The sequence below is a fragment of the Roseovarius mucosus DSM 17069 genome, from assembly GCF_000768555.3.
GTDB lineage: Bacteria > Pseudomonadota > Alphaproteobacteria > Rhodobacterales > Rhodobacteraceae > Roseovarius > Roseovarius mucosus.
In genome coordinates, this window is sequence record NZ_KN293981.1 from 127,742 (window position 1) to 150,841 (window position 23,100).

Annotated in this window: 14 protein-coding genes and 1 pseudogene; 8 read left to right on the forward strand and 7 right to left on the reverse strand. The window is 63.7% G+C overall.

Going from position 1 to position 23,100, the window contains the following annotated elements; translation table 11 throughout:
• The first annotated feature begins 17 nt into the window (after positions 1-17).
• The 5 genes from ROSMUC_RS14240 to ROSMUC_RS14260 are packed head-to-tail and all read left to right on the forward strand — an operon-like array spanning position 18 to position 12,132.
• Positions 18-3,467, forward strand: coding sequence for a DUF6603 domain-containing protein (locus ROSMUC_RS14240; protein WP_102105971.1), 3,450 nt, complete (start codon positions 18-20; stop codon positions 3,465-3,467).
• On the forward strand, positions 3,464-6,034 hold the full coding sequence (locus tag ROSMUC_RS14245) for a hypothetical protein (RefSeq protein ID WP_037274476.1): 2,571 nt from the start codon (positions 3,464-3,466) through the stop codon (positions 6,032-6,034). Before ROSMUC_RS14240 ends, ROSMUC_RS14245 begins: the two co-directional genes overlap by 4 nt.
• Positions 6,031-10,407, forward strand: coding sequence for a hypothetical protein (locus ROSMUC_RS14250; RefSeq protein ID WP_037274487.1), 4,377 nt, complete (start codon positions 6,031-6,033; stop codon positions 10,405-10,407). Before ROSMUC_RS14245 ends, ROSMUC_RS14250 begins: the two co-directional genes overlap by 4 nt.
• The gene (locus ROSMUC_RS14255; RefSeq protein ID WP_037274490.1) at positions 10,404-11,213 is read left to right on the forward strand and encodes a hypothetical protein; all 810 of its coding nucleotides are present in this window, start codon (positions 10,404-10,406) and stop codon (positions 11,211-11,213) included. The genes ROSMUC_RS14250 and ROSMUC_RS14255 overlap by 4 nt, the downstream gene beginning before the upstream one ends.
• Position 11,214: 1 nt before the next feature.
• A complete protein-coding gene (locus ROSMUC_RS14260; protein ID WP_037274493.1) occupies positions 11,215-12,132 on the forward strand; it encodes a hypothetical protein in 918 nt (305 codons plus the stop codon).
• A 73-nt stretch (positions 12,133-12,205) separates the two neighbouring features.
• Here ROSMUC_RS14260 and ROSMUC_RS14265 read toward each other — a convergent pair whose 3' ends face one another.
• The 5 genes from ROSMUC_RS14265 to dctP all read right to left on the reverse strand — a co-directional run bounded on the left by ROSMUC_RS14265 (position 12,206) and on the right by dctP (position 16,689).
• On the reverse strand, positions 12,206-12,889 hold the full coding sequence (locus tag ROSMUC_RS14265; protein ID WP_037274496.1) for an IS6 family transposase: 684 nt from the start codon (positions 12,887-12,889) through the stop codon (positions 12,206-12,208).
• An 86-nt stretch (positions 12,890-12,975) separates the two neighbouring features.
• Positions 12,976-13,785 (reverse strand): nitrilase-related carbon-nitrogen hydrolase, encoded by an 810-nt coding sequence (locus ROSMUC_RS14270; RefSeq protein ID WP_037274498.1) that lies wholly within the window; start codon positions 13,783-13,785, stop codon positions 12,976-12,978.
• A gap of 15 nt (positions 13,786-13,800) precedes the next feature.
• Positions 13,801-15,105, reverse strand: a complete 1,305-nt coding sequence (locus tag ROSMUC_RS14275) for a TRAP transporter large permease (protein WP_037274502.1) — start codon at positions 15,103-15,105, stop codon at positions 13,801-13,803.
• A gap of 3 nt (positions 15,106-15,108) precedes the next feature.
• A complete protein-coding gene (locus tag ROSMUC_RS14280; protein WP_052115374.1) occupies positions 15,109-15,627 on the reverse strand; it encodes a TRAP transporter small permease in 519 nt (172 codons plus the stop codon).
• A 75-nt stretch (positions 15,628-15,702) separates the two neighbouring features.
• Positions 15,703-16,689, reverse strand: coding sequence for a TRAP transporter substrate-binding protein DctP (gene dctP, locus ROSMUC_RS14285; protein WP_206018458.1), 987 nt, complete (start codon positions 16,687-16,689; stop codon positions 15,703-15,705).
• 137 nt (positions 16,690-16,826) lie between these two features.
• On the opposite strand from dctP, the gene ROSMUC_RS14290 reads away from it, so the two are divergent.
• The 3 genes and pseudogenes from ROSMUC_RS14290 (at position 16,827) to ROSMUC_RS14295 (ending at position 18,781) form a co-directional block, all read left to right on the forward strand.
• Positions 16,827-17,495 carry a TetR/AcrR family transcriptional regulator gene (locus ROSMUC_RS14290; protein ID WP_037274506.1) on the forward strand — a complete coding sequence of 223 codons (669 nt, stop codon included), beginning with the start codon at positions 16,827-16,829 and terminating at the stop codon, positions 17,493-17,495.
• Positions 17,496-17,506: 11 nt separating this feature from the next.
• Positions 17,507-17,632 (forward strand): annotated as a pseudogene (locus ROSMUC_RS21405) (DUF2493 domain-containing protein); the annotation flags it as partial.
• A 132-nt stretch (positions 17,633-17,764) separates the two neighbouring features.
• Positions 17,765-18,781, forward strand: coding sequence for a nucleotidyltransferase family protein (locus ROSMUC_RS14295; RefSeq protein WP_245875189.1), 1,017 nt, complete (start codon positions 17,765-17,767; stop codon positions 18,779-18,781).
• A 526-nt stretch (positions 18,782-19,307) separates the two neighbouring features.
• Here the strand turns inward: ROSMUC_RS14295 and ROSMUC_RS14300 are convergent.
• Positions 19,308-20,180 (reverse strand): hypothetical protein, encoded by an 873-nt coding sequence (locus tag ROSMUC_RS14300; protein WP_052115375.1) that lies wholly within the window; start codon positions 20,178-20,180, stop codon positions 19,308-19,310.
• A 3-nt stretch (positions 20,181-20,183) separates the two neighbouring features.
• Entirely contained in the window at positions 20,184-22,901 is a 2,718-nt protein-coding gene (locus tag ROSMUC_RS14305) for a vWA domain-containing protein (RefSeq protein ID WP_170062574.1), read from the reverse strand.
• Positions 22,902-23,100: the final 199 nt, after the last annotated feature.

The window sequence follows — 23,100 nt, forward strand, 5'->3', positions numbered from 1 at the left end:
AGGCATGGGGGGCTCCCATGTCGATGAACCTTGCCGTTCTGGTCGGCGAAGAGCTGCACCGCCTGCTACGCCCGCTGACCAACATCGCCTATGGCCGCGAGCCGCTGGTCGAGCTGCGCCGGTTGTTGCGCGGTTGCGGCTGGACCGTCACCGTAGAGGTGCAGGCACAGGCCGTAATCGAAGTGATCGACGATGTCGTGGGCACCGTGGAGACCTTCCTCGAGGATCCGATCCCAGATGATTTCCAGGAGGCGATCGACCGGCTGCAGCAGATCACGGACCTGATCGAGAACCTCAGGGGCCTAGGCCAAACGCTGGCCGAGCTCGACAACGGCCCGCCGCCCACCGCCGATGCGGTGGCTGCGCTGACCGAGGACCTACTGCACCACCTCGCGGTCTCGTGGCTGCAATCTAAGGCCGATCTCGTGGCGGCCACGGAACTCATCGGCCTGACGAGCCAGGTCGAGGTTCCCGAGATGACCATGGGATGGCTCAAGCGCCTGCCCGGCCGGCAGCGCCGGGTGCAGCTCTCGGTCTTTCCGACCATTCTGCAGGACCCCGGCGGATACCTGCTCGGTCGCCTTGCGCCTCATGGCTGGAACGAGCCGGAACAGGTTCAGGCGACGATGGTCGCGGTGCTTGTAGTCCTAGGGCCACTCTTGGCGCCCCGCGGCTACCAGCCCCATGTCATGCCGCGTGCGGCGCAGCCCGACCCGCGGCAGGCGGCGGCCGACCTCGTGAGGCCCAGTTTCGAGCTGACCCTGCCGAGCCGGCCCGGCGTGCCCGGTGCGGTGCTGGTCGTCGATGTCGAGGCCATCGCAGCCAGCGAAAACTTGCCCGCCGGCGGATCGGGCCCGGGCCTTGCGATCTGGCCGAGCGGCGGGGCAGGTTTCGCGGCGGAAGTATTGGGGTGGGACCTGTCGATCGCGGCCAATCTCGACACAGATGACGAGGCCATCGAGCTGACGCCCTCAGGCGTGAGCTTCGACCCGGACGTGGCACTCGATTTCAGCCTGCTGGCCACGCGTCAGCTCGATCTCGTGCTGGGGCTGAACCGAACCGGGCTGACCCTCGGGCGGCTGGAGATCGGCGCCGATGTCGCCGTGAGCGTCGGCGAGCAGCCGGAGCTGCGGCTCGAGGCTGTGGTGCGGGACAGCGAGGTCGGCATCTCGACCAGCGATTTCGGCTCCGCGGTGGCTAAAATCCTGCCGCTCGAACTGGCCATTCCATTCGATCTCGGGCTGGCGTGGTCCAACGTCTCGGGGCTGTCGGTCAGCGGCAGCGCAGGTTTGGAGATTACCCTGGCCAACGAGATCTCGCTGGCAAACGGGGCCTTCGTGTTCCGCGACATCCTGCTCGGCGTCGAAATCGAAGGCGAGGCCGACGGCGCACCGGGTATCGCGCTCGGGATCAGCGGTGACATCGATTTCACGCTCACCGAATTCGCTGCGACCGTGGAAGGCATCGGCCTGAAATCCGAGATCACCTTCCCACCCGGCGGCGGCAACATGGGCCAGGCGCACCTGTCCTTCGGGCTCGACCTGCCCGAAACCCTGGGGCTCTCGGTCAACCTGCCGGCGGTCACGGGCGGCGGCCTGATCATGATCGATCACGAGATCGGGCGATATGCCGGTGCCGTCTCGATCCAGATCATCTCGGTGGGCATCTCGGCCATCACCGTAATCGACACGCAACTGCCGGGGCAGGATGACGGCTGGGCCTTCTTCGCGGTCCTGACGCTCGAGTTTCCGGCGATCCCGCTCGGCTTTGGCTTCACCCTCAGCGGCGTCGGCGGCCTCGTGGCGATCAACCGCGGCATCGACACCTTCGCCATCGCCGCGGGCCTGAAATCTGGCGTGGTGGATTCGCTGCTTTTCCCCGACGATCCGGTCAACGACGCCGCCGAACTGATCGGCATGATCGACGAATACTTCCCGATCCTGCCGGGCAACACGGTTTTCGGCCCCATCGTCGAGCTGGGATGGGGTGCTCCCAAGACGCTGATCACCGCGCAACTGGGCGTGGTCATCAGCCTGCCCGAGGGCAAGATCGCACTTCTGGGCTCCATCGCGGCGCTGCTGCCCGATCCCGATGCGCCGCTGCTGAGCCTGAGGCTTGATCTGATCGGCGAGATCGATATCCCGGCTGGCACGCTCTTCATGACGGCCTCGCTTTATGACAGCCGCCTTCTGGCGACGATCGAGCTGTCAGGCGACATGGGACTGTTCCTCGCCACCAAGGGACAGCCCTACTTCCTGATGAGCGTGGGCGGCTATCACCCCGGTTTCGAACCGCCAGCGCTGGTGCCCGCCCCGCTGCATGACCTGCGACGGATGACGGCCTCGGTGGCGATCGCCAGCAATGTCAGCCTGACGCTCACCTGTTATTTTGCGGTTACCTCCAACACCGTTCAATTCGGCTCGGCCGTTGCGCTGGAGATGTCGAAGAAGATCCTAGGCAAGACCTATTACGCCCGTGGCGAACTAGGGTTTGACGTGCTGATCCGCTTCGAACCTTTTGCGATCATTGCAGAAATCAGGGCAAGCGTCGGTGTCTACTCGGGCGACAAGGAGCTTCTTGGCGTCCTGCTTTTCGCCCGGATCGAAGGGCCGGAACCTTGGTATTGCACCGGTCGGGCCGAGTTCAAGTTCTTCGGCATCAAGGTGAAGTTCAATGTTGAGGTCGGCGGCCAGGCAGGCCCCGGCAGCAAGCCGCGCGTTCCCCTGCATCAGGATGTCATCGACGCGCTTTCCTCCCCCTCGGCCTGGGAGGAGGTGGCGGTCGAAAGCGGGATACCCGCGGCCCTTGTCTTCGTTGATCTCGCCCCCGTCGCGGAGAGCGGCCGGATTTGGGTGCGCCCCGACCGGCAGGTTCGCGTGACACAAGGCGTGGCCCCGCTGAACCGGTTGATCGAGGTGGTGGGTCAGGGATTGCCCGAAGCGGGCGACGAGATGCTCGAGATTACCTCGGCCAGCCTCAGCGGGCTCGACCTGAGCTACAAGGAAGAACAGGACTGGTTCGCCCCGGCCCAGTACGAACAGATGGGACAGGCCGAGAAGCTTTCGCGGGCCTCGTTCGAAGAGATGTGCGCCGGGGTCTCCTTCGGTGGTAGCCAGCTGGAGACCACGGCCCATCCCGACACGCTCTGCACCGAGGGCTCGATGGATTACGAGGAAAGCTGGTGCGAGAAGGCGGAGCCGCGCATCCTGTCCCACGCGGTGGTGACCGATGCGCTGGTCGGCGGCGGCGCCGCGGCGCAGGCCCTGAACGCCGCCGTGGCCCCGGCCGCGCCGCAGTTCCAGGTTCAACCGGTGGCCTTCTCCGTGGTCGCCGAGGTTAATGGCATTGCTGACGCCTCGGTCCTGCAGGGCCAACCAGCGAGCCAGGGCGCGGCCCTCTCCGCTTCGTCGGGCCAGAGAAACCTGCGTGTGGTGTCGGTGGCCAGCGTCTGGGAGGAAGTGGCATGACCGGAACCCTGCATTTTCTGCCCTGGATGCGCTCGGGCCTCGGCCTCGGGCTTCCCACGTCAGAACCCGAAACGGTGGGGCCGCTGGACGAACCCGATACCATCACCGGATCGATCAGTGTAAACAACCTGACGGCCTCGGCCACGCTGTCGTTGCGTCCGCCGCATCACGTCACGCAGATCGACACCCAGATGATCACGCGACGCTATCCCTCGCCCAATGTGACGGATGCCGAATACGACTACTTCCCGCATATTGAGCTGCTTGCGCCGGACCTGCCCTGGTTGGCGAGCCCCTATCGGGCCGACGAGACCACGGCCGCCTCGGGCTCGACGGGCAGGTTGCGGCCCTGGCTGGTGCTGGTCTGTTTCCCGGTCGAGCGCGGCACGCTCTCGGCGGCCAGTCCCGATTCACCGCAGGAACTGACCGTGGATGCCGACGATCTGCCGGACCTGACCGAATCCTGGGCCTGGGCGCATATCCAGAGCGCCGTTCCCCCGGCAGAGGCCACCAGCGCGGCGGCAAACGCGACCGGTCAGGTCATTGCCCGGCTGATCTGCCCGCGCCGGTTGGAGGCCAGTAAGCGCTACCGCGCAGCACTCGTCAACGCTTGGTACTCCGCCGCAACCGAGGAGGCGCCCGACGCGATCGCCCCGGCCTGGACCGCGGGCGCCGGCATGGTCACGCTCAAGACCTACGACACATGGACCTTTGCAACCGGCGAGACCGGCTCCTTTGAGGCGCTGGTAGAACGCCTGCGGCCCGCGCCCGATGGCGAGGGCATCTACGGGTTGCACCCGATGGACATGAGCCGGCCGGGCATGGTCGAGCCGTTCGACGAAGACCTGCTGCCGGTGCGCACCGATTTCGTCGGCGCGCTGCGGGCGGTGGGCACCACGCCGAAGGATCCCGGAACCGCCGGGGCGGTCTTCGCCGCGGACGTGGAGAAATTGCTGCTGTCCGGCATCGACCGGCAGGAGATCGGCCGCTACAGCAGTGATCCCATCGTTACGGCGCCGTACTACGGCAGTTTGCCGATCGATGACGCCAAGCTCGGCATGCCGCAAACCGGCTGGCTGCGCGAGTTGAACCTGCTGGCCCATTGGCGGGCGGCGGCGGGCATCGGTGTGGCGATCGTGCGCCGACACCAGGAACGGCTGGTGGCACAGGCCTGGGACCAGGTGGGCGAGGTGCGCGAGGCCAATCGCATCCTGAGCCGCACGCTACTGCGGCGCAGCGTGTCGGAGCGTCTGAAGGCCAAGGCCTTTCAACTCGACCCGGCCCAGGCGCTCGGCGTTCTATCGGCGCAATTATCATTCCAGCGCAACGAGTTGGGCCACGCAGTCAAGGCCAGCCTGCGGGCTAGCACAGTGCCCAACGGCGCGGTCTCGGCGGCCATGGCCCGGACCCTGCGGCCCTCCAACGTGGTGCAAAAGACCCTGACCGCGCCGACCCGGCGCATCCGGTTTCCCGGCGACGAACCGGTCGAGGGGCGCGAGCAGTGGCGCGGCATGCTGGCCGACCAGCTCAAGACCGCTGATACCCGTGAGCAGATGCGCCTACACAAGCCGCGGTGGCCTGACGGGATGCGTACGCGCCCCGGCGGTCCAGTCGGCCCCGGCGGCCCAAAGGTCGATCTGGAAAGGCTGAAAGGGTCGCTTCAAACCACGTTGGCCCCCGCGCGCACGGCGCGACGGCAGGCCGAATTGCGGGTTCCGGCGCTGGCGGGCCTTCTGGCCGGTGATGCGGCCGATGCCGTACCTAGCATGGTGCGCACCGGCCCGGTCTATGCCGAGGCGCTCGCCACGACCCTGCAGGCTATCTCGCCCTCGCTGCTTCTACCCGGCATCGAGACCCTGCGGGAAAACTCGGTGCTGCTGGTGGAAACCGATGCCGCCTTCGTCGCCGCGCTCCTGGTCGGGGCCAACCACGAGATGAGCCGTGAGCTGCTCTGGCGCGAGTTTCCCGCCGACATGCGCCACACCGCCTTCCGGCGCTTCTGGCCGCGCCCGGACCCCACCAGTCATGACATCGACCCGATCGCGGGCTGGGGCCTCAAGGGCGACCTGGCACGGATGGGGCGCATGGCCGGCAGCAGCCTCGTTCTGGTGGTGCGCGGCGATGTGCTGCGCCAGTTCCCCTCGGCCCGGTTCCTACTGAGTGATCCGGCCAAATCCGAGCCAATGGCGCCCAGTTTCTCGGGTCGGTTGCCGCCCGACACAGCCTATTTTGGCTTCGACGTCAGCAACCGCGACGCAGTCACTGCCCCGGGCAGCGAGTGGCTTGTCGTGATCGAGGAGCCGGCCTTCGAGCCGCGCTTCGGCCTCGATGCCGAACGCAATGGGAGCGGAACACTGATGACCTATTCGGAACTGTCTTGGCACGATCTGCAGAACCAGAGCGGCCCGCATCTCTCGGTTCTGGCCGAAACCCAGTTCGCCTCCAACAGCGCCCTTGGAGGCGAGGCAACCTGGGGTCTCAACGGTGCGCATATGGCGCGGATCACCCTGCAACAACCAGTGCGCTGGATTTGCCGGGCGTTGGATTTGCTTGGAGGCGGCGGATGACCGAAGGCTTTAGAGAGCTCGACACCAGCGTGCCGCTGGCGCTCCTGCCGGTGCGATTGGAGGCGCGGGTTATGGGTGATGCGCTCAAGGTGCGGATCTTCCCCGACGCGATCCATGCCGATGCCCACGAAGAGGGCCTGACTGACGTCGAGAAAGCCGCCGGAGAGGCCTACTGGACCGGCATCTGGGAAGCCAAGGAGGGCGACACAGGTGCCATCACGGTGCTACGCCGGAAACTGGCCGGCATCGTCGGGGCGCATCGCGCCGTCTGGGTCGCCAACAAGACCATGCCCTATAACCAGGGCGAAAAGGACAAGCCCAAGTACCCCGACTTCGACACCATCGAGGGGGCGGGCCCGGTCATGGCCGCGCTGCTGCCAAAGCGCTGGACCTATCGCGTCTATGACCTCGGCATGTCGGTGCTGTACAAGGGCGAGTGCGAGGAACCGGTGGCCGAGCATCTTGCCATGGCCCCGAGCCTCGGCAGCGTCGACGAAAAGGTTCGCGACGAGGGAGAGGACGACGGCGACGATCACGTCGATGAGTTCCTCAAGCAGCAGAACCTGCGCTGGATGGTGGATTTCGAGCGGGCCAAGAAGGTCGGCATGGCCTTCGAGATCGCGCTCGAAGGCACCCGGCCCCGCTTCAGCGCAATCGTGGTGGCCGGGGCCCGCGATGACGGCGCGCTGAAACAGGCCGAAGCGCTCGACAACCAGTTGCGGGCCCATTGGTACACCGACGGGGCCGACGTACTGCCGCAGGGCACGCCCACTAACAACACCGAAGGAGCGCGCACCGGCCACGCCAGCGAGTCCGCCCCCGATATCGACCGCCTCTTTGCACAGGATGCCCAACGTCGGCCCATTGCCGCGGCCACCCGCGCGGCGCTGCTCGATGTGGGGCCCGCCGCCCTTCTGAAACTTCCGGCCGCCGATGCGTTGGCGCTGGCCTTCGGGATGACCTTCGCCTGTTTCTTCGATCGCATGGCGAACGCCAACCTGCTCGAAGGGGCGCAGGCCTCGGTGATGAACGGAGCCATCGGCTCCGGCCTCGGCGAATGTGCTGTGAACTGGGTGCTGGCGGAATACGGTCCGAACAACAGCACGGCGACTTGGCGCAAGGTGGCCCGCCACCACATTGACTGGGTCCGCGGCGCAGGCCCCCTACCGAGCCTCAGAGTGGGCGATCAGCCCTACGGCGTCTTGCCGATCCAGAATGCGCTCATGCCCGAGACGGTGCCCCAGCCAGACCAGGAGCTCGTGAGTTTTCTCAATGCACTTGCCACCTACTGGCGGCGCGCCCGGCCGCTGGCTCATCTCGACCCTGACGCCACCGATGGCCAGCCGGCGCGCTATCCGCTGCAGACCGTCGAGACCCTACTGGAGGTGCTCGGCGCTGTGCCGCATCCGCAGAACCTGCACCAACGCGGAGGCGAAGGCCCGCATATCGGCGGTGATGCCGAGGCTATTTCCGACGCCATCGACGACATCTGGCTCATCTGCCGCGATGCCGGCCAGCCCCACTCGCAGGACTGGTCCCGCAATATCCGCGAATTCCAGGCCGAGATCACCGGCATCTCGAACTACTACGTTTCGGATCCCGTGGCCCCGAGCATGGCTGCGCAGGTGGCCGCGGGGGCGGAATTCCGAGACTGGCTCGGGGCGGGATACACGCACCCCTCGGTGCATGCCGAAACGCTAGAGATCTACGATCGTGAGATCGGCCCGCGCCTGTCGGAGTATGCCGAGGCCACGGATGCCATGCCGTCGCTGGTGGCGGACTGGTCCGGCCGTGGCGGGATCAGCTTACCGCCAGGGATGAGCGTGACCAAACCCGAGCCGCTCCTGCCGCACGCCCACTACCTCTTCGACTCGCAGAGCAAGCCGATCACCGTGGAGGTCACGATGGACGGCACGCTGGGAAGGCTGATCGAACTGATCGACGATATCCTTTCGCGACTGGAGAAGCCCAATGACCGGAACGACCGGCAATGGCTGCTCAATTCGGATGCCTCTCTCCTAGAGATCCTGGTGCACCAGGGCTACCTTCTGGTGCAGAACGCCGACGCGGACGACTTCTCGAACCAGCTGAAGCTCCTGCAGGCCGGCCTTGCCGCCATGAAGGGCCGTCCGGCCGATGATCCCGAGATGCAAGCGATGGTGGCCGCGCTGCAGTTGCGCCAGCGCGAGAGCCTTTCGACCTTCATGAACCGGCTCGATGCATGGACCACATCTTTCGCGGCGCGCCGGCTGGCCGAGACCCGCTCCAAGACGCCCCGCGGCGTGATGACAGGCGGATACGGCTGGCTGCTGGATTTTGCGACCAGCGAAGACATACCTTCGCAGGGCTACATGCTGACCCCGTCTATGACCCACGCCACGAGCCTCGGCGTGCTGCGCTCGGGCTGGTCGGGCTACGGGACGTCCGAAGGCACCGCGCCACTTTCGGTGGACCTGACATCGGACCGGGTGCGCGGCAGCCGCTGGATCCTCGATGGGGTGCGCAACGGACAGGACCTCGCCGATATTCTCGGCGCCCGGTTCGAACGCTACGTACATGACGCCGATGGTCCGCTGGATCGCCACATCGACGAATTTCGCGATCTGACCAACAGCGCCAAGGACCTGCCGGCGCCGAAGCGAAACCTGACCGATGGATACCTGCTGGCCCGGGTCTATTCCGCCGGGCGGACGGAGGCCGAGGACGCGGTGCGAGCGGAAATCGACTCCCTGATCGACGGCATCGACCAGCCGCAAAGGCGGCAGTTGCGGCGCATCTGTCGTCGGCTCGCCCAAGATCTCGACGCGGTGGCAGACCTGTTGCTCGCTGAGAGCGTGCACAGTCTCGCGCAGGGCAAGGACGCGCAGGCCGGCTCGGTCGCCAACTTGCTCGGCGACGAGGACGGCGCGGTGCCGCCGATCACCGTGACCGCCTCGCCCCAGGAGGGCCGGCCCATCACCCACCGGGTGATCACCATCTGCCCGCCGCCGGCGGCCAAGCTGGAGAGCACCGCGGAGCATTGCGAACCGGCTATGGCCGCGTGGCTCCGGGCGCAGCTTCCGGACCTGAATGAGGTCGGCTGCCGGATCGTGCTGGAGCAGAAGAACGGCAGTACGAAGCCCGCGGGCTCGATCCTGTTGTCAGAGGTGCTCGCCAGCCCGATGGACGCGCTCGGTCTGGCGCAGCGTGGCGCCAGCCAGTCCGGCAGCCGGTTGGAGCGAGTGCTGCTGGCCCGGGCCCGGCTGCGGTCCGATGGGAAAGAGGCCGACAAACTCGTGCTGGACCTCGGCACGGCGGCGCAGGGCGCGGCTCTCGATGTCGACAGCTTCGGCGTGCTGCTTGATGCTCTGCGCGCCGCTCTCGACAGCGCCCGGCCCCTCACCCCCGCCGATCTCAGCGTAGCCGACCAGATCCCGCCCGACAGCACCGAGACCCCACCCCCGCCGGCGACCGAGGACACCAAGGCCCTGACCGATCGTGTCGACACGTTGCTGAAGCATGTCCTGGGCCGGGCCAAAGCGCTCAGGGAAGCCGAAACCCGGGAAGAGGTACTGTATCTCGCCGCTGAGCTGGCAGCGGTGGGGGTTGTGGGCGCACTCAATCTCGCCGACGCGCCGGGTGACAATGACCTGCGCCGCGCGCTGATCGCCTCCACCGAGGCCCATGCCGCGGCCGTTCGAGACAATGCCAACGGTCCCGCCGCGCAATTGGCTCAGGCGATGGGCAAGATCGTCCCGGTGTTGACGCCGCTCGATCTCGATGCCACCGACCCGGTCCTCGCCTCGGCTGCCTCCAGCACGCTGGCCGCGGCCGTTGCGATCGACGGGCCGGTCTGGTTCGCCCAAATCGCCAAGGTGACGCCGGGGGCTGCCGCGCTGGCAGACCTGTCGGACCTTGTCGGCAGTGTCGCGCCCGAGCCGATCATACGTGACAGCGGCGCCGTGCAGTTGCCGCATTTCGCCAACGAGCCATGGGCGGCCACCGGCTTGCCCGATGGCGACGACGGTCCGCGGGTCGCGCTCTACGTCACCGAAGGGCACAGACGGCTGGCGGACGGGCGCTCGGTGACCGGGTTCGTCTCGGGAAGCTGGACCGAGGTCATCCCTGCGACTGATCAGCAGGCCGCGCTGGCCTATCATTTTGACTCGCCGAGCGCCCGAGCGCCGCAGGTCATTCTGTTGTCCATGCTCGACGAGCGCGATCCCGAAAAGCTGGTGACGGAACTGCACTCGCAGCTCCTCGACACTGTGGACCAGATGAAGATGCGCGTGGTAGGGCCCGACAGGTTGGCTGAACTGGGTCACTACCTGCCCGCCGCCTTTGCCCAGACCGACGGGCGGCTGCCCTCCGACCCCATGGAGGGCGCGACATGAGGCCAAGCATCCGCATCGAGGCCAGCACCGTTGACCCCGAACTGACCGAGGGGCTCGCCGCGCGGGTGGCCGATCCGTTGTGGTATCTGGCCCGGCAATGGCAGGTGGGCGAGTTCAAGGGCGAGGATGCCGCCAGTCCCGTGGCGGTGGACGTGGCGATCGACATCTACCCGATCACGCAGGTGCGGCGCGACAATGCCAAGGAACCCTCGACTACCGCATTCACCCCCGGCACCGGGCCGATCGAGCCGATGGTCGAGGCAGAGCCTGCGGCGCTGTGTCTGACGCCATGGGACCATATGCAGGCCAGCCTGCGGCTGCTCCAACGTCTCGCCGCCATCGGCCTCGATCTCACCGAGAATCTAAAGAAAGAATACGAGCTTCCCCCCGGCTGGCTGCGCAGCGACGCCGACGACCGCCTTGGCCAGATCCGTCTGCGCCTGCTGGCGCGCCGCGCCTTCGACCCGCGCGAGTTGCTGGCCCACGTGCTGGACGAGGACTATGACCCTGGCAAGCTGCCATTTCTGCGGGCCGTTCCGCGCGGAAAGCGCGCCGACAGCGAGGCCGCCGTGTGGAACTGGGCCCGGACCGAGGCGGTTTTCGCCGCGACCGCCCCTGACGGCGCGCCCACGACCTGGCGGTCGCGCCGGCAAGAATACGTCTTTGCGCTGGGGATCGGCAGCAGCGAGGAGCCGGAGGCCCAGATCGTGCTCGCGGCGCCTGAACATACCGGCGGGCGGCTCGACTGGGAGCCGGTTCGACCTGGCCCGACAGCCAAAGGAAATCGGCGCATCCAAAACCGTTGAGGTGCGCGGACTCGTCTCGCCGCTGCGCTTTCCGGGCCAGCCGGCGGCACGGTTCTGGGAACTTGAGGAAGGCGAGGTCTATTTCGGCGACCTACAGGGCGGTGCGGCCGACCTGAACCGGGCGATCCTCGGCGCCTATGCCGCGGTGGCCGGTGACGATTGGTTCGTGATGCCGGTGCGGCTGCCTCGGGGCCATGTGGCCCGTGTCGCGCGGGTGCGGGTGCGCGACAACTTCGATCCCGGCTGGCACGGGATCGAGTCCACGGTGGTCAACGATGCCAAGGAGGGACGCCGGGTCTGGCGCGCCTTCGAGCACCGTGCGCCGGAGGGCGACAACGACGCCGAGGGCACCTCTCCGCTGTTGCTCATTCCGCCGATCATCGTCAGCGCGGAGCGCAGCGCGCCGGTCGAGGAGGTGCATTTCCGGCGCGACGAAATCGCCAACCTTGCCTGGGCCATTGAGCGGCGCAGTCTGCGCCCCTCGGGCCGGGTAATCGAAGCGAGTTACCCGGTCCCGCAGTCCGGCAAAGACCCCGAGTACGAGGGAGACTGGAGCTACGTTCTGGGCACGGACGTGCCCGACCACTGGTTCCCGCTCGTGCCGGTCAGATTGACCGATCAGAACGACGAGATCACGCTGCGCCGTGGGCAGATACGTGACGCCGTGGATCAGGACCCACCGCGCGCGAAAGGCGTCCTGCTGACGCCCGACCGCCCTTTCTACATCGATGAGGCCGAAGTGCCCCATGGCGGCGCACGCGTAACGCGGGGCTGGCGATTTGCACGCGGCGCAGACGGTTCTCGCCATTTATGGATGGGGAGGCGCAAGGAGCCCTCGACCGGCCCTATGGCGCTCAGCCCGCTGAGTTTCGACACTCTCCGCGGCTGGCCTCCACGACCGAAAGGAAAATCCGGCTAGAGCCCTGATCCGGATAATCCAGCTCTGTCGCAAATTTTTCTGATGGCTGCAAACAGGCTTCCAGCGGACATGATTATGCTGCCAGCTCCGCAAAGATCTGGAACGCCGAAGCGCCGTTAGCCGCGATTTGACCCTTGCGGATCATGTGAACGGCCTCGACGCCAGCAATGGTTGCGGCGGCCGAGTGGAACGCCTTGAAGCCCATCATCGGGGCGGTGATCCGCTTGATGAAGCGATGGTCCTGCTCAAGAATATTGTTCAAGTATTTGACCTGTCGGATCTCGACCGTGCGGCCTTCGCCGGTGCATTTCAGGATCACGTTTACCGCCTGCAGGCCGGCCAGGTTTGCGCCGCTCTTGTCGATGACGACCCGGTCGGGTACGCCGTTGATGCCGATCGCCCATTTGAAGAAGCGCCGTGCGCCAGCCAGGTCCCGGCGCTCGGACAGCATAAGATCAAGCGTTTGGCCATCGCGGTCTACGGCACGGTAGAGGTAAGTCCAGCGCCCTTTCACCTTGATGTAGGTTTCATCAATTCGCCAGGATTTGGCTGTCGTGCGCTTTCTCGCCTGGGCCCGATCGGCAATGAGTGGCGCGAGTTTCACCACCCGTCGGTTAAGCGTGGCGTGGTCAACCGCGACGCCGCGCTCCGCAAGGATCTCTTCAAGGTCCCGGTAGGAAACTGCGTAACGAACATCGAAGAACACCGCATGCAGGATCACCGACCTCGGATAATGCACGCCCTTGAAATCGATCACGTCAACCGCCTTTTACCAACCCACTGACAATGCTCACATATTCTGGGATACCAAGGAACCCAAAACCTTGCGACAATACCGGAGTTTCAGGCGATCCGGGCAATAGGCCAAGCTTCGATGTCAAAGCGCTTGATGTCCCTAAGAAAATCAAAATCAGACTTGCGGCACTGAGCCGCTGCAGTGTCAATTGTTGCTAGGATCAGATCTTCGGGGCCAGCGGCGCGGCAAAGGTGCTGGCCATCTGGGGCACAGATTGTACTTGCTCCACTGAATTGCGAATTGGTTTCGTCAGCCGCATAGTCGCAATATCCGATGAACATTGCGTTTTCATAGGCTCGGGACGGAACTATGGCATCCGAGACAAACCGCCACTTTGCCCGGAGAGCGGTAGGAACCAACAGCAATTCGGTGCCCAATAGCGCGGCTCGCCGCGCCAGTTCAGGGAATTCGATGTCGTAGCAGATCAGCACAGAACAACGAATGCCTTGGAATTCGAAAACATCCGGTCCCTTGCCGGGGTTGAAGCAATCGCGTTCGAAGTCGTTTGGTAAGGCGACCTTGCGATAGTTGCTCTTGAAACGCCCGTGACCGTCGAAAACAGCGGCACTGTTATAGAGCGCGCCGCCGCTCATTTCGGGGTAGCCCAGAACCAGCCCTACACCATGCCGAGCCGCAAGCTTTGCAACAGCTTGAAAGGATGGCGATCCTTGGGCTTGGGCCGCGGCCCTGACAGCATCGGCGCTGCCGTATCCGGAGAAATACAACTCTGGCGTGACGAGCATATTGGCACCGTTTGCGGCGGCGCGAGCCAATGCCAGATCGAGATCTGAAAGAGCTTCGTCCGCGGAACGAAACGCCGGGCGCGCTTGAAAGAGTGCTAGGTTAAGCTGTGGCATTAATAATCCCTATTCTCAGTGCAAGCCCAGCAAACGCGGGACGAAGAGCGACAATTCCGGGAAAAACGTGACCAACAGCATCACGGGGAGCGCGACGTAGCAGATGATCTGCAAGGCAGGTTTGACAGCCTCGTGGATCGAGACCTTTCCGATCCGGCACGCCATGTAGAGGATCGGCGCAACGGGTGGGCTGTTGGCACCGATCACGACCGAACAGGCAACAATCGACGCATAGTGAACTGGATCGACCCCATGATGGACCATCAAGGGCATCATCAGCGGTGCGATGACGACAGTCACCGAAAGGTCGTCCATGATCATGCCCACGAAGATCAGGAAGGCGTTAACCAAGAGCAGGATCAGTATCTTGTTCTCGGTCAGGTGCGTGACGGCTTCGGTCAATTCCTGCGGCACGCCTTCGGCCACCATAATGCGACCGATCATGAAGGAAAATAGCAGGATGAGAATGATCGTGCCTGTCGTCTCACCGGCTTCGACGATGCTCTGTCGGAACCGGGACAGCGTCAGGTCGCGGTAGATGAAGAAACCGATCAGGATTGCTATGAACAAGGCGACGGCGGCGGCTTCGGTCGGGGTAAAAACGCCACCATAGATACCACCCAGAATGACCACCGGCATCATCAGGGCCGGAAGGGCCTGAAGTGTCGCCCGCAGCGGGCCATGGGGTGATCTCTGTGCCGAAATCGCGGCCATACGTTCGGGTGTGTCGACCAGCATCCTTGCGGTCACGATCTTGTTGAAGATCATCAGTCCGAACATCAGCAGAAGGCCTGGCACGATCGTTGCCGCGAAAAGAGCGGTGATGGACTGGCGGGTGACAACACCGAAGAGGATCAGGGTTATCGACGGCGGGATCAGGATGCCGAGTAGCGAAGACACGCCCAGCAAGGCGCTGGTATAGCCGCGGGGATAGCCACGGGCGGCCAGCGGATCACCCATGATGGTGCCGATCGAGGCAACGGCAGCGGTCGCCGTTCCCGAGATTGCGCCAAAGACCCCGGAAGAACCGATGAGTGCCGCGCCGAGGCCGCCTTTGCGGCCGCGCATCGCCATGGACATGAAGCTGATCAAGCGTGTGGCAACTCCGCCACTCTGCATCAGATAGCCAGCCAGGACGAACAGCGGCAAGGCCAGCAGGATGACCGAGTCAAGCGACCGGAACCCCTGCAAGAGCAACGTCGATGTGTTGACGTCATAAGACCAGACCAGAAACATCAGGACGCCCGCGAAAGACCACGCTACTGGCACCCCGAAGATCATCAGGGCCATCAGGAGCAAGATACCCAATAGAGCTTCCATGGTTCAGACCTCTCCGGCGCTCTGATCGGCTCTGCCAAACACGGCGGCCGCGGCGACGATGGCGTCCCGAACGGCAAAGACAGCACATAGAATGGCAGCCAGGACGATCGCGGATTGCGGGACGATGAGAGGAATGCTGAGAGCGGCAGTCGTTTGCGGCCGCTTGATCGACCAGGCGACCATGTCGTTGGCCAGGCTCAGAAAGAACAGGCTCAGCACGACCATGACCACCGATACCGCGAAAGTATGCAGGGCTTTGTGCTTTGGATTCTTCAAAGACAGGGCAAGGAAATCGACCACCAAATGTTCGTGGTTTCGGGCCGCGACGACGGCGCCGCACATGTAGAGCCACATTGCTGACAGGGTGGCGAGCTCCAGTACACCCACGACCGACCAGCCAAGCACGAAACGGGCAAGAACCAGGAACAGGATCAGTCCGGTAATCGCAAGACTCGTGACTATCACCACGACGTTCAGAATGCCGATCAACCCGGCATCGAGCTTTCTAAGAAGGTCGACCATGTCGCGCTACTCCCGGTTTGCTGCATGCTGGAGAGGGTTGCGGCCGGAACCGTCGGACTCCGGCCGCAAAGTAAGCTAGTTCACCTGAGCGCGGATCAGATCCATGATTTCCTTGCCGACATCGGGTTCCATCTGCGGCCAGACTTCGGCGCGGACCTTCTGTGCGATCGGCGCAAGCTGTTCGTCGGTCAGTTCGAGATATTCTTTACCCGACTGCACCCACTGATCGACATAGTGCTGGTCTTCGTCACGGGCGGCTTTGAAGCGGGTCTCCATCACCGCGACAGCAGCATCTTCGATCAGTCGCTTGTGTTCGTCTGTGAGGTCCTCATAGGTCTCGAGGTTGACCAGCAGGTTACCGGTCACGAAGGTGTGTTTGGTGCGGACGTAGTAATCGAGCACATCCCGGAAATATTCGTAGTCCCAGTAGATCACGTTGCCCGCATCTCCGTCGACCACACCTGTCTGGATCGAGGTGTAGACCTCGCCCCAGTCGATTGCGGCGGATTGATAGCCCATCGATTCAAGTATTTGCGGGAACGGGAACAGCGGCGGCGTGCGCACCTTGATGTTCGCTGCGGCGGCAACGTCAGTGGCATAGCTGCCGCGGGTTGCAACACCGCTGAAACCTTCCGGCCAGGCGCCGAAGTATTTCAGTCCGATGTCGTTGAACACCGTGTTCAGCACTCCGTTTGCCCAGCCGCCGGGCTTGTAGGCGTCCAGCGCCTCTTCCCAAGATGTGACCATATAGGGGGTGTTCAGGATCCCGATCCGTTTGTCATAGGAAGTCGACGGCCATGAAATCATGGCATCGACTTCGCCGGCGACGAACAGGTCGAACACCTCAAGCTGACCGCCGAGTTCGTTCTGGTAGAAAATCTTGACGTCGATCTCACCGTTCGAGCCTTCCTTCACGGCATTCGCCCAGTTGGCAAGAGCAATGCCCGAGGGCGAATCACGGTCCCCGGAATCCGTTGCAAATTTAAGTTCGATTTCCGCCGAAACAGCGGTTGCAGCTAGCGCGGTTCCGAACACGACAGCCGTAAAAAAGCTTCGAAACATCTCCATCCTCCTTGTTGGGTTGTTCTATAAGGCCTTTACATAACGAGTGTTACGTATGTTGCGTAACATGCGTTATGCCCTATAGTTGAGTCAATAATTTTTTCGGGCGCTCCTCAGGTCCGGCAACAGGTGCAGGCATGGCAGAGAGAAAGCCCAGAAAAGATCGGAACCTAGATAAGGCAAGCTGGATCTTGGCTGCGCGCAAAACGCTGATCGAGAAAGGCATTGCCGGCATCAGCCTTCGCCAGTTGGCAGAAGACGTGGGGGCAACAACCGGAGCCTTCTACTGGCAATTTGCCAACCTCGAAGAGCTTTTGGAAGACGTGCGCCTGGACTGGGCGCAGCGCAATACGGCTCCGTTCACGCGCGCGATCGAAGCCGCAGGCGATGACGGTTGGGAGCAGTACCTCGCCTATGTCGGAGTGCTGTTGAACGAGGAGGAATACAGCCCGCAATACGACAACGCGATCCGCGACTGGGCGCATAGCTCAAAACGCACGGCTGAAGTTTTGAAGGAAATCGAAGCGTTCCGGATTCAACAACTTCTAAAGGTGTTCTTGGCATTGGGGTTCACGGACCGAGCGGCACAGGTCCGCGCCTATGTTACTTATTTCCATCAGACCGGATACAATGCGATGCAGGTATCAGAGCCGCGGGAAGAGCGGTTGATGAACATCCCCTTCTATGCGGAAGTACTGACCAACAGGACCGACCTCCTCGGCCTGAAGTCCGCCGAGGCTGTCTCCGATCTTTTCGCAAAAAGGCTCGGGGGGGGGCCTGATATTGGTGCATCGGTTGCAAAGTAACGCCAAATCCCTCAGCGACGGGGGTTGTACTCTTCGGCGGCAACGGGGTCGCGTTGAACCTCGGGCAGAAGGCGGAAGCGAAAGGTCAGACGGTCATGCGGGTGGCTGACCCGGCGAAGACGGCGTCGCAGGATTGAAGAGAGAGGGTCGCCTTCGGGCGGCCCTTTCGTTGTTCCTCATGCGCGTGGCGGTGCCCTAAATTGCTTTGCCTAGCAATTTCCTGTTTTGATAGGTATATGTGTGCCAAGCAAAACTTGGAAATGATTGGCATGACCCCACTCAGCAGCATCGCGATGAGCGCCTATACCGATCTGGTGCGTCTCTTGAAGGACGATGCACTGTCCGGTGTTGAAGGTAAGCCGACGCTCAAGGAGCGTGGAGAAAAGGCCTATTGGTATGCCGCGCGCCGTGTCGGAACGGAGATGCGGTTCATCTATATCGGTGAAGACAGCGACGAGACGCGTGCGCGCATCGACCGGATCGAAGAGCTGCGCGCAACGGCCAAGGAGCGGCAGGCGGAACGGTCGCGGCTCGTTCGTCTTCTACGCGCGGAAGGCATGACGCCCACCGACCGGGCGACCGGTTCCATCCTGTCGGCCATGGCCGCAGCGGGGACATTCCGGTTGGGTGGCACCATCGTAGGGACGAACGCGTTCCGGCTCTATGAAGGCGAGCTGGGTGTTCGCCTTCCCCTAGGGGGCATGGCCAGTACCAGCGACATCGACATCGCCCAGTTCGAAAAACTGAGCGTGGCGTTGCAGGATCAGGTCGACCCGGGTCTCGCCGAGACGTTCTCGGCTCTCAAATTCGATCCCTTACCGGCTCTTGATCAAGGCCGAACCTGGCGATGGGCCCAGGGTGGCAGCGGCCAGTTGGTCGAGTTTCTCACACCGGCCTTCGGAGATGAGACCATACGTGATCTGCCAGCCTTGGGCGTGAATGCCCAAGGATTGAACTATCTGAACTTTCTGATCGCTGAGCCGATCCACGCAGCCGCGATCTATCGATCCGGCGTTCTGGTGCAGGTGCCGCGCCCGGAGCGTTTTGCAGTCCACAAACTCATCATCGCGGATCGGCGGCGTGACGGGGCAGGCAGCCTCAAGTCCGGGAAGGACCGGGAGCAGGCAGCTTTCCTTATCGAGGCGATGGCCGAGGACCGTCCCGACGATCTGTCCCGCGCCTACGCCGCTGCGCTGGAGGTCGGACCACGTTGGCGGGAGCATATCGGCAACTCTCTGAAGCGGATGCCAAAGACGCAGACGGTCCTCGAGTGCCTCGGCGCGTGATCGCCGCAAAGATCACGCATGGAACCCGTGATCGGATCTTAAGCTAGCATGCGACTTGGTCCTGAGCCGATGCTCACGGCTTCCCGCTGGCGACCCATCTTCGGGGGGTGGCCAAGGATCATTGCAATGACAAATCCCACACAGGCAATTGGGCCGCCCGATCGAAGCCAAGCTTCAGGCTGAAGCCCAGCACGACCCATCAGGCGGCGCTTCGGAAGATTGCACCCACGCGGGCGCGCTTCGTCAGCACCCCGGCCAGACTCTCGGGCGGTGCTGGAGAAAGGGGACTTCCAAAGCTGGAGACTGTGCTGGTGGTGAGGGGGCAGGCCCGCGCCCCTGCGGGCCGCGGGGGAAGCGGACACCAAGGCTGCCTGAGACTGAAAGCACCGTTAGCATATAATTGCCAGCGTGATATATTATCGTAACGAGGCAGCAGCCTTGGTGGAAGGTGGCCGAAAAAGCGCCTTATGATACGATCCTGCCCCCTCCGGCACTCGACCCCGGTCAGTCAAACTTTGGGTTCGCGTCAGTCCCCAATCCTGACCCAGCGATCTGTGCCGGTGACACGGCAGCCGCCCGGTGACCCGCCCATCAAAGCAAGCGCGGCGGCGGGCAAGTTTAGTTCGATTGCGCGCGCGAAGGTCATTTCTTCGGGCGAGATAACGGTCATTGTCCAGACCATTTTCGACCCGCCACCCTGGCCCTCGGGAATCTGTGCAAACACATCGGCGGCCATGTCCGTCGTCCTCCACTGATTGTCGCCAATTTTCTGCCATTTGACCCCGGTGGAGTGCGACATCTCGAGCGTGTCGGGATGGAACGGATTGGCGAAGTCCATGCGTCGCGGCTCGCCTGTCATGCCGGGCAGGGCACCTTGCGAGGAGGGAAAGGCGTCTCGCATCATCGTTGGGCAACCTTCCATCTCGGTTGCTCCGATCTCGGCATGCCAAACACCGCTCCGCGGGCCACCGCCTGCCGGTTCGCCCGGGAAGAGGTCGATAGGTCGGGTATCCGGTTCTCCATCGGGAAACAGCTCGGTGGGTTCCCCGATGGGTTTGCCAGCGGGCAAGGTGCTGGGCAACTCGGGCGGGTGGCACGCGGGCGGACCGGAATAGACGACTTCTGCGTCCCGCGTATTGAAACCGATGCCGATCCGGGACACATCCGATTTTAAAACCCACGTGCCCTGACCGTTGCGGGCGTCAAAGACGAGTATGGACTCATCGTTCGGGGCCGTTCCGAACATGATCTCCAGTTCGCCGCGATTGTCCTTTTGCGGCGACACATATTCGGCTGCACCATCCTTGCCGACCACAACGGTAGGCGTATTGCAGGTCTGTGCCGTGGCTGAGGTGGCGATGGCAAGCCAGGGCACGGCAAAAAGAAGCGATTTGAGCATCTCTCAATTTCCTTTGATAATCGACAGAACGCGGTCGATGTCCTGGTAGTCAACCTTGCCCGCCGAGGCACCGATCGTGCCCGGGGGCGGGGGTGGTGCAATACGCAAGGTGCTGCGAATGACCTGTAACTCTTCGGTCGAGATATAGGGGGTGAACGCGCACAGTTCGGCGCCCTCGAAAGCCTCCACGCAGTCCTCTCCGCCGGGCTGGTTCAGCCCGATGATCTTGACCGGATCGGAGCCGAAGTTGCTGTAGAACCATCCAGTGAGGGTGCCCCGTGCGTTTTCCTGCGGGAATTCCACGCCCCAGAAGGCGGGCAGCGTCCCCATGAAGCCGCGCCAGGGCAGCAGGTAGCCGCAGGGGTCTCGGCCGCAGGTGCGCAGGACTTTTCCCGTGGTCATGTAGCGCCGCAGCAGCTTGATCGCCTCGGACAGGGTGTCGTCCATCATGGCCATGTCGGTGCACAACGTCCCCGCCCGGGTGCTGAAGCAGCCGCTATCGGGCGTTGGCCAGGTTTCCGGGTTCAGATGGGCCGAGCGGGCGTCGCCCGTCACCTCGAAAAAGTCGGCCCGCACTCCGTTCGCCGCGACATGGACCTCGCCTACCCAGTTTTCGGGCAGGAAAAAGGTCAGGCCCGTTTCCTCGTCTTTCATTTCGCAGATTGGGTTGGTGTGATCGTCGGGCAGACACCGGTAAGGGTAATCGGACCAGGCGCGCGCGGCCATGCGGTCCTCGCCGTATCCGTCACCCGTCGCCGTGGGCGATGCTTCGACCGCCCCGGCGGGCGGGCCCATGTCGCGGATCGCGCGGCTCAGGATTTCGATCGCTCTGGCCATCTCGGGGCTGTCGCTGGCAAACTGACAAAGATCGCCGGGCTGCATCTCGATGCAGGGGCCGTTCATTGTCGTCCATTGGTGTGGGTTCAGGACAATGGTTTCCACCGGATCGCTCGTGCTGAAAAAGGTGACGCGTACCGGGCCGGGCCGACCGCCTGCGGTCGCCGCTTCGCGGGTGGGCATGTCCGTGGCCCAACCCGGCGGCAGAGCAAACACAAGCCCGGTGGCGGGATCGTCGAAAAAGCAGGGAAACGGTTCATCTGCTGCGCAGGTAAAGGCAACGTCTTCGTTGACCTGATCGGTCGCCTGCGCCGCTGCATCCGCCTTCTGAATGGCGGCGGGTGTGGCTGTGCTCACCGCCGCGTCAAGCTCCGGCACCTCGCCGACCGTCAAGGGAACGCGCGCGGCAACCGCGTCGGGTCCGTCGAGTCCGCTGAAGACATAGACCAGCTCATACTCCCCGGGTTCGGTCGGGGCGAGTAGCGGTTTTGCCGGGCCGTAGCGGTTGTCGAAGAAGTCCTGAACATAGATGCTCCGATCCCACGACACCATGGCACCGTCGCGCCAGATCTCGATTCGATCGGAATTGCCCATACCGCCTGCGATGCTGACAGGCACCCTTGCACCGGGTTCAACGGCCGGGGGCGCGATCAGGCGCACCTCGGGGCGGGGCTCGACCGTGATGACAAATCGCTCCATCACCTCGTCGATCGGCAACTGGGCGTTGCGGTGGAACACCAGCAGGTAGTCGCCGGGTTCGGCAGGGGTGCGAAAGGTCCCGACGTGGGCCCCAAGCCGGCTTTCCTGCGTGGCATAATCGATCCGGCGATCCGTTGTATCGGTCGCATCGAGCGGCAGAAGCGAGAACACGAAATCACCGCCGCCGGTTGCCAGACCTTCCTCCGTGATCCGATAGGGGATCACGCCGTCTACGCCCGCCCGAAAGGCACCCGTCGGCGCGGGCATGTCAAGGCCAGGCAGCAGACCCCGAAACGGGACATAGATCGTGCGATTGTCGCCCGCATCGATGTTTTCAACGATTTCCCCATTGCCTTGGTCGCCCGCATCCGCCGTTATAAGCCAGTTTCCTGCGGTCAGTTCGACGGGCAGCGCGCCCGCGGTCGCGAAATCCAGAAGGCCCAGCTCCAGCGTTTCACCCGTCGCTTCGCTCACAGCACGAAAGGCGACCCGATCTGGCCGCCCGGCGATATCGGCGCGGATCGACAGGTTGATGGATGCTGTGCCCGGCTGGACCGGCTCGGCCACGGGTGCCGACGCGGTGCGCAACAGCGCATCGGACAGTTCCGCGCCTGATTGCGTGGCAAGGACCATGCCGCCGGTCTGTTCCGCCACGCAGCCGATCTGCTTTACTTCGCCCTCTGTCAGGCCAAAGCCCACCACATGGGCGCGAATAGGGATACCTTGGGCGGCCAGTTCGGCCGCCACTGCGCAGGGATCGCCGCCGCAGGTTTCCAGCCCGTCGGTGATCAGCACGATATCGGCCTCTTCGGCGGTGCGCGGAATTTCGGCCGCCGCGCGGCGTAGGGCATCGGCGAGGGGCGTCTTTCCTCGGGGGACTAATCCACGCAGTCGTTGACCCAGGGCTCGGGCGTCCTGCGGGCCGACGGGGGCAATCGTTTCAATATCGGTGCAGTCACCGCGCCGGTTATGGCCATAGCTAATGACACCAAGGGGCAGTGCGGGGTCGCGCGCCGACAGGAAATCGTCCAGCACATCGCGCGCCACTTCGATCCGCGACCGGCCTTCGGGCAATTGCGCCCACATCGAGCCGGACCCATCCAAGACAAGGATCGTTCCCCTATCCTGCGCCAACGCGGCGGTTGCGGCGCAAAGAAATGCAAGGGTAAAGAAAAATCTTGTCATTGTGGCGAGTCCGATCTTTGCGTCGAGCGTTGAAAATATTTGAGTGATGGCGTGGGCCATTGGCGAACCCGGGCTACCCGATCTGCCGCAAATGGCGTTGCCCCTAGAAAGTATTTTCGTGTTTTCATTCTAACCTCGGCTCATCCTGTCTGGCCGAACGGCGCAACCAGACCTTGGGCGCGAAGGGCGCCAAGTTTCC

Excerpts from the sequence above, each read along its gene's own strand:
- ROSMUC_RS14305 (WP_170062574.1), bottom strand. The coding sequence starts at position 22,901 with ATGACAAGATTTTTCTTTACCCTTGCATTTCTTTGCGCCGCAACCGCC.
- ROSMUC_RS14300 (WP_052115375.1), bottom strand. The coding sequence starts at position 20,180 with ATGCTCAAATCGCTTCTTTTTGCCGTGCCCTGGCTTGCCATCGCCACC.
- ROSMUC_RS14250 (WP_037274487.1), top strand. The coding sequence starts at position 6,031 with ATGACCGAAGGCTTTAGAGAGCTCGACACCAGCGTGCCGCTGGCGCTC.
- ROSMUC_RS14270 (WP_037274498.1), bottom strand. The coding sequence starts at position 13,785 with ATGCCACAGCTTAACCTAGCACTCTTTCAAGCGCGCCCGGCGTTTCGT.
- ROSMUC_RS14240 (WP_102105971.1), top strand. The coding sequence starts at position 18 with ATGTCGATGAACCTTGCCGTTCTGGTCGGCGAAGAGCTGCACCGCCTG.
- ROSMUC_RS14290 (WP_037274506.1), top strand. The coding sequence starts at position 16,827 with ATGGCAGAGAGAAAGCCCAGAAAAGATCGGAACCTAGATAAGGCAAGC.
- ROSMUC_RS14280 (WP_052115374.1), bottom strand. The coding sequence starts at position 15,627 with ATGGTCGACCTTCTTAGAAAGCTCGATGCCGGGTTGATCGGCATTCTG.
- ROSMUC_RS14255 (WP_037274490.1), top strand. The coding sequence starts at position 10,404 with ATGAGGCCAAGCATCCGCATCGAGGCCAGCACCGTTGACCCCGAACTG.
- dctP (WP_206018458.1), bottom strand. The coding sequence starts at position 16,689 with ATGTTTCGAAGCTTTTTTACGGCTGTCGTGTTCGGAACCGCGCTAGCT.
- ROSMUC_RS14245 (WP_037274476.1), top strand. The coding sequence starts at position 3,464 with ATGACCGGAACCCTGCATTTTCTGCCCTGGATGCGCTCGGGCCTCGGC.
- ROSMUC_RS14295 (WP_245875189.1), top strand. The coding sequence starts at position 17,765 with ATGACCCCACTCAGCAGCATCGCGATGAGCGCCTATACCGATCTGGTG.
- ROSMUC_RS14275 (WP_037274502.1), bottom strand. The coding sequence starts at position 15,105 with ATGGAAGCTCTATTGGGTATCTTGCTCCTGATGGCCCTGATGATCTTC.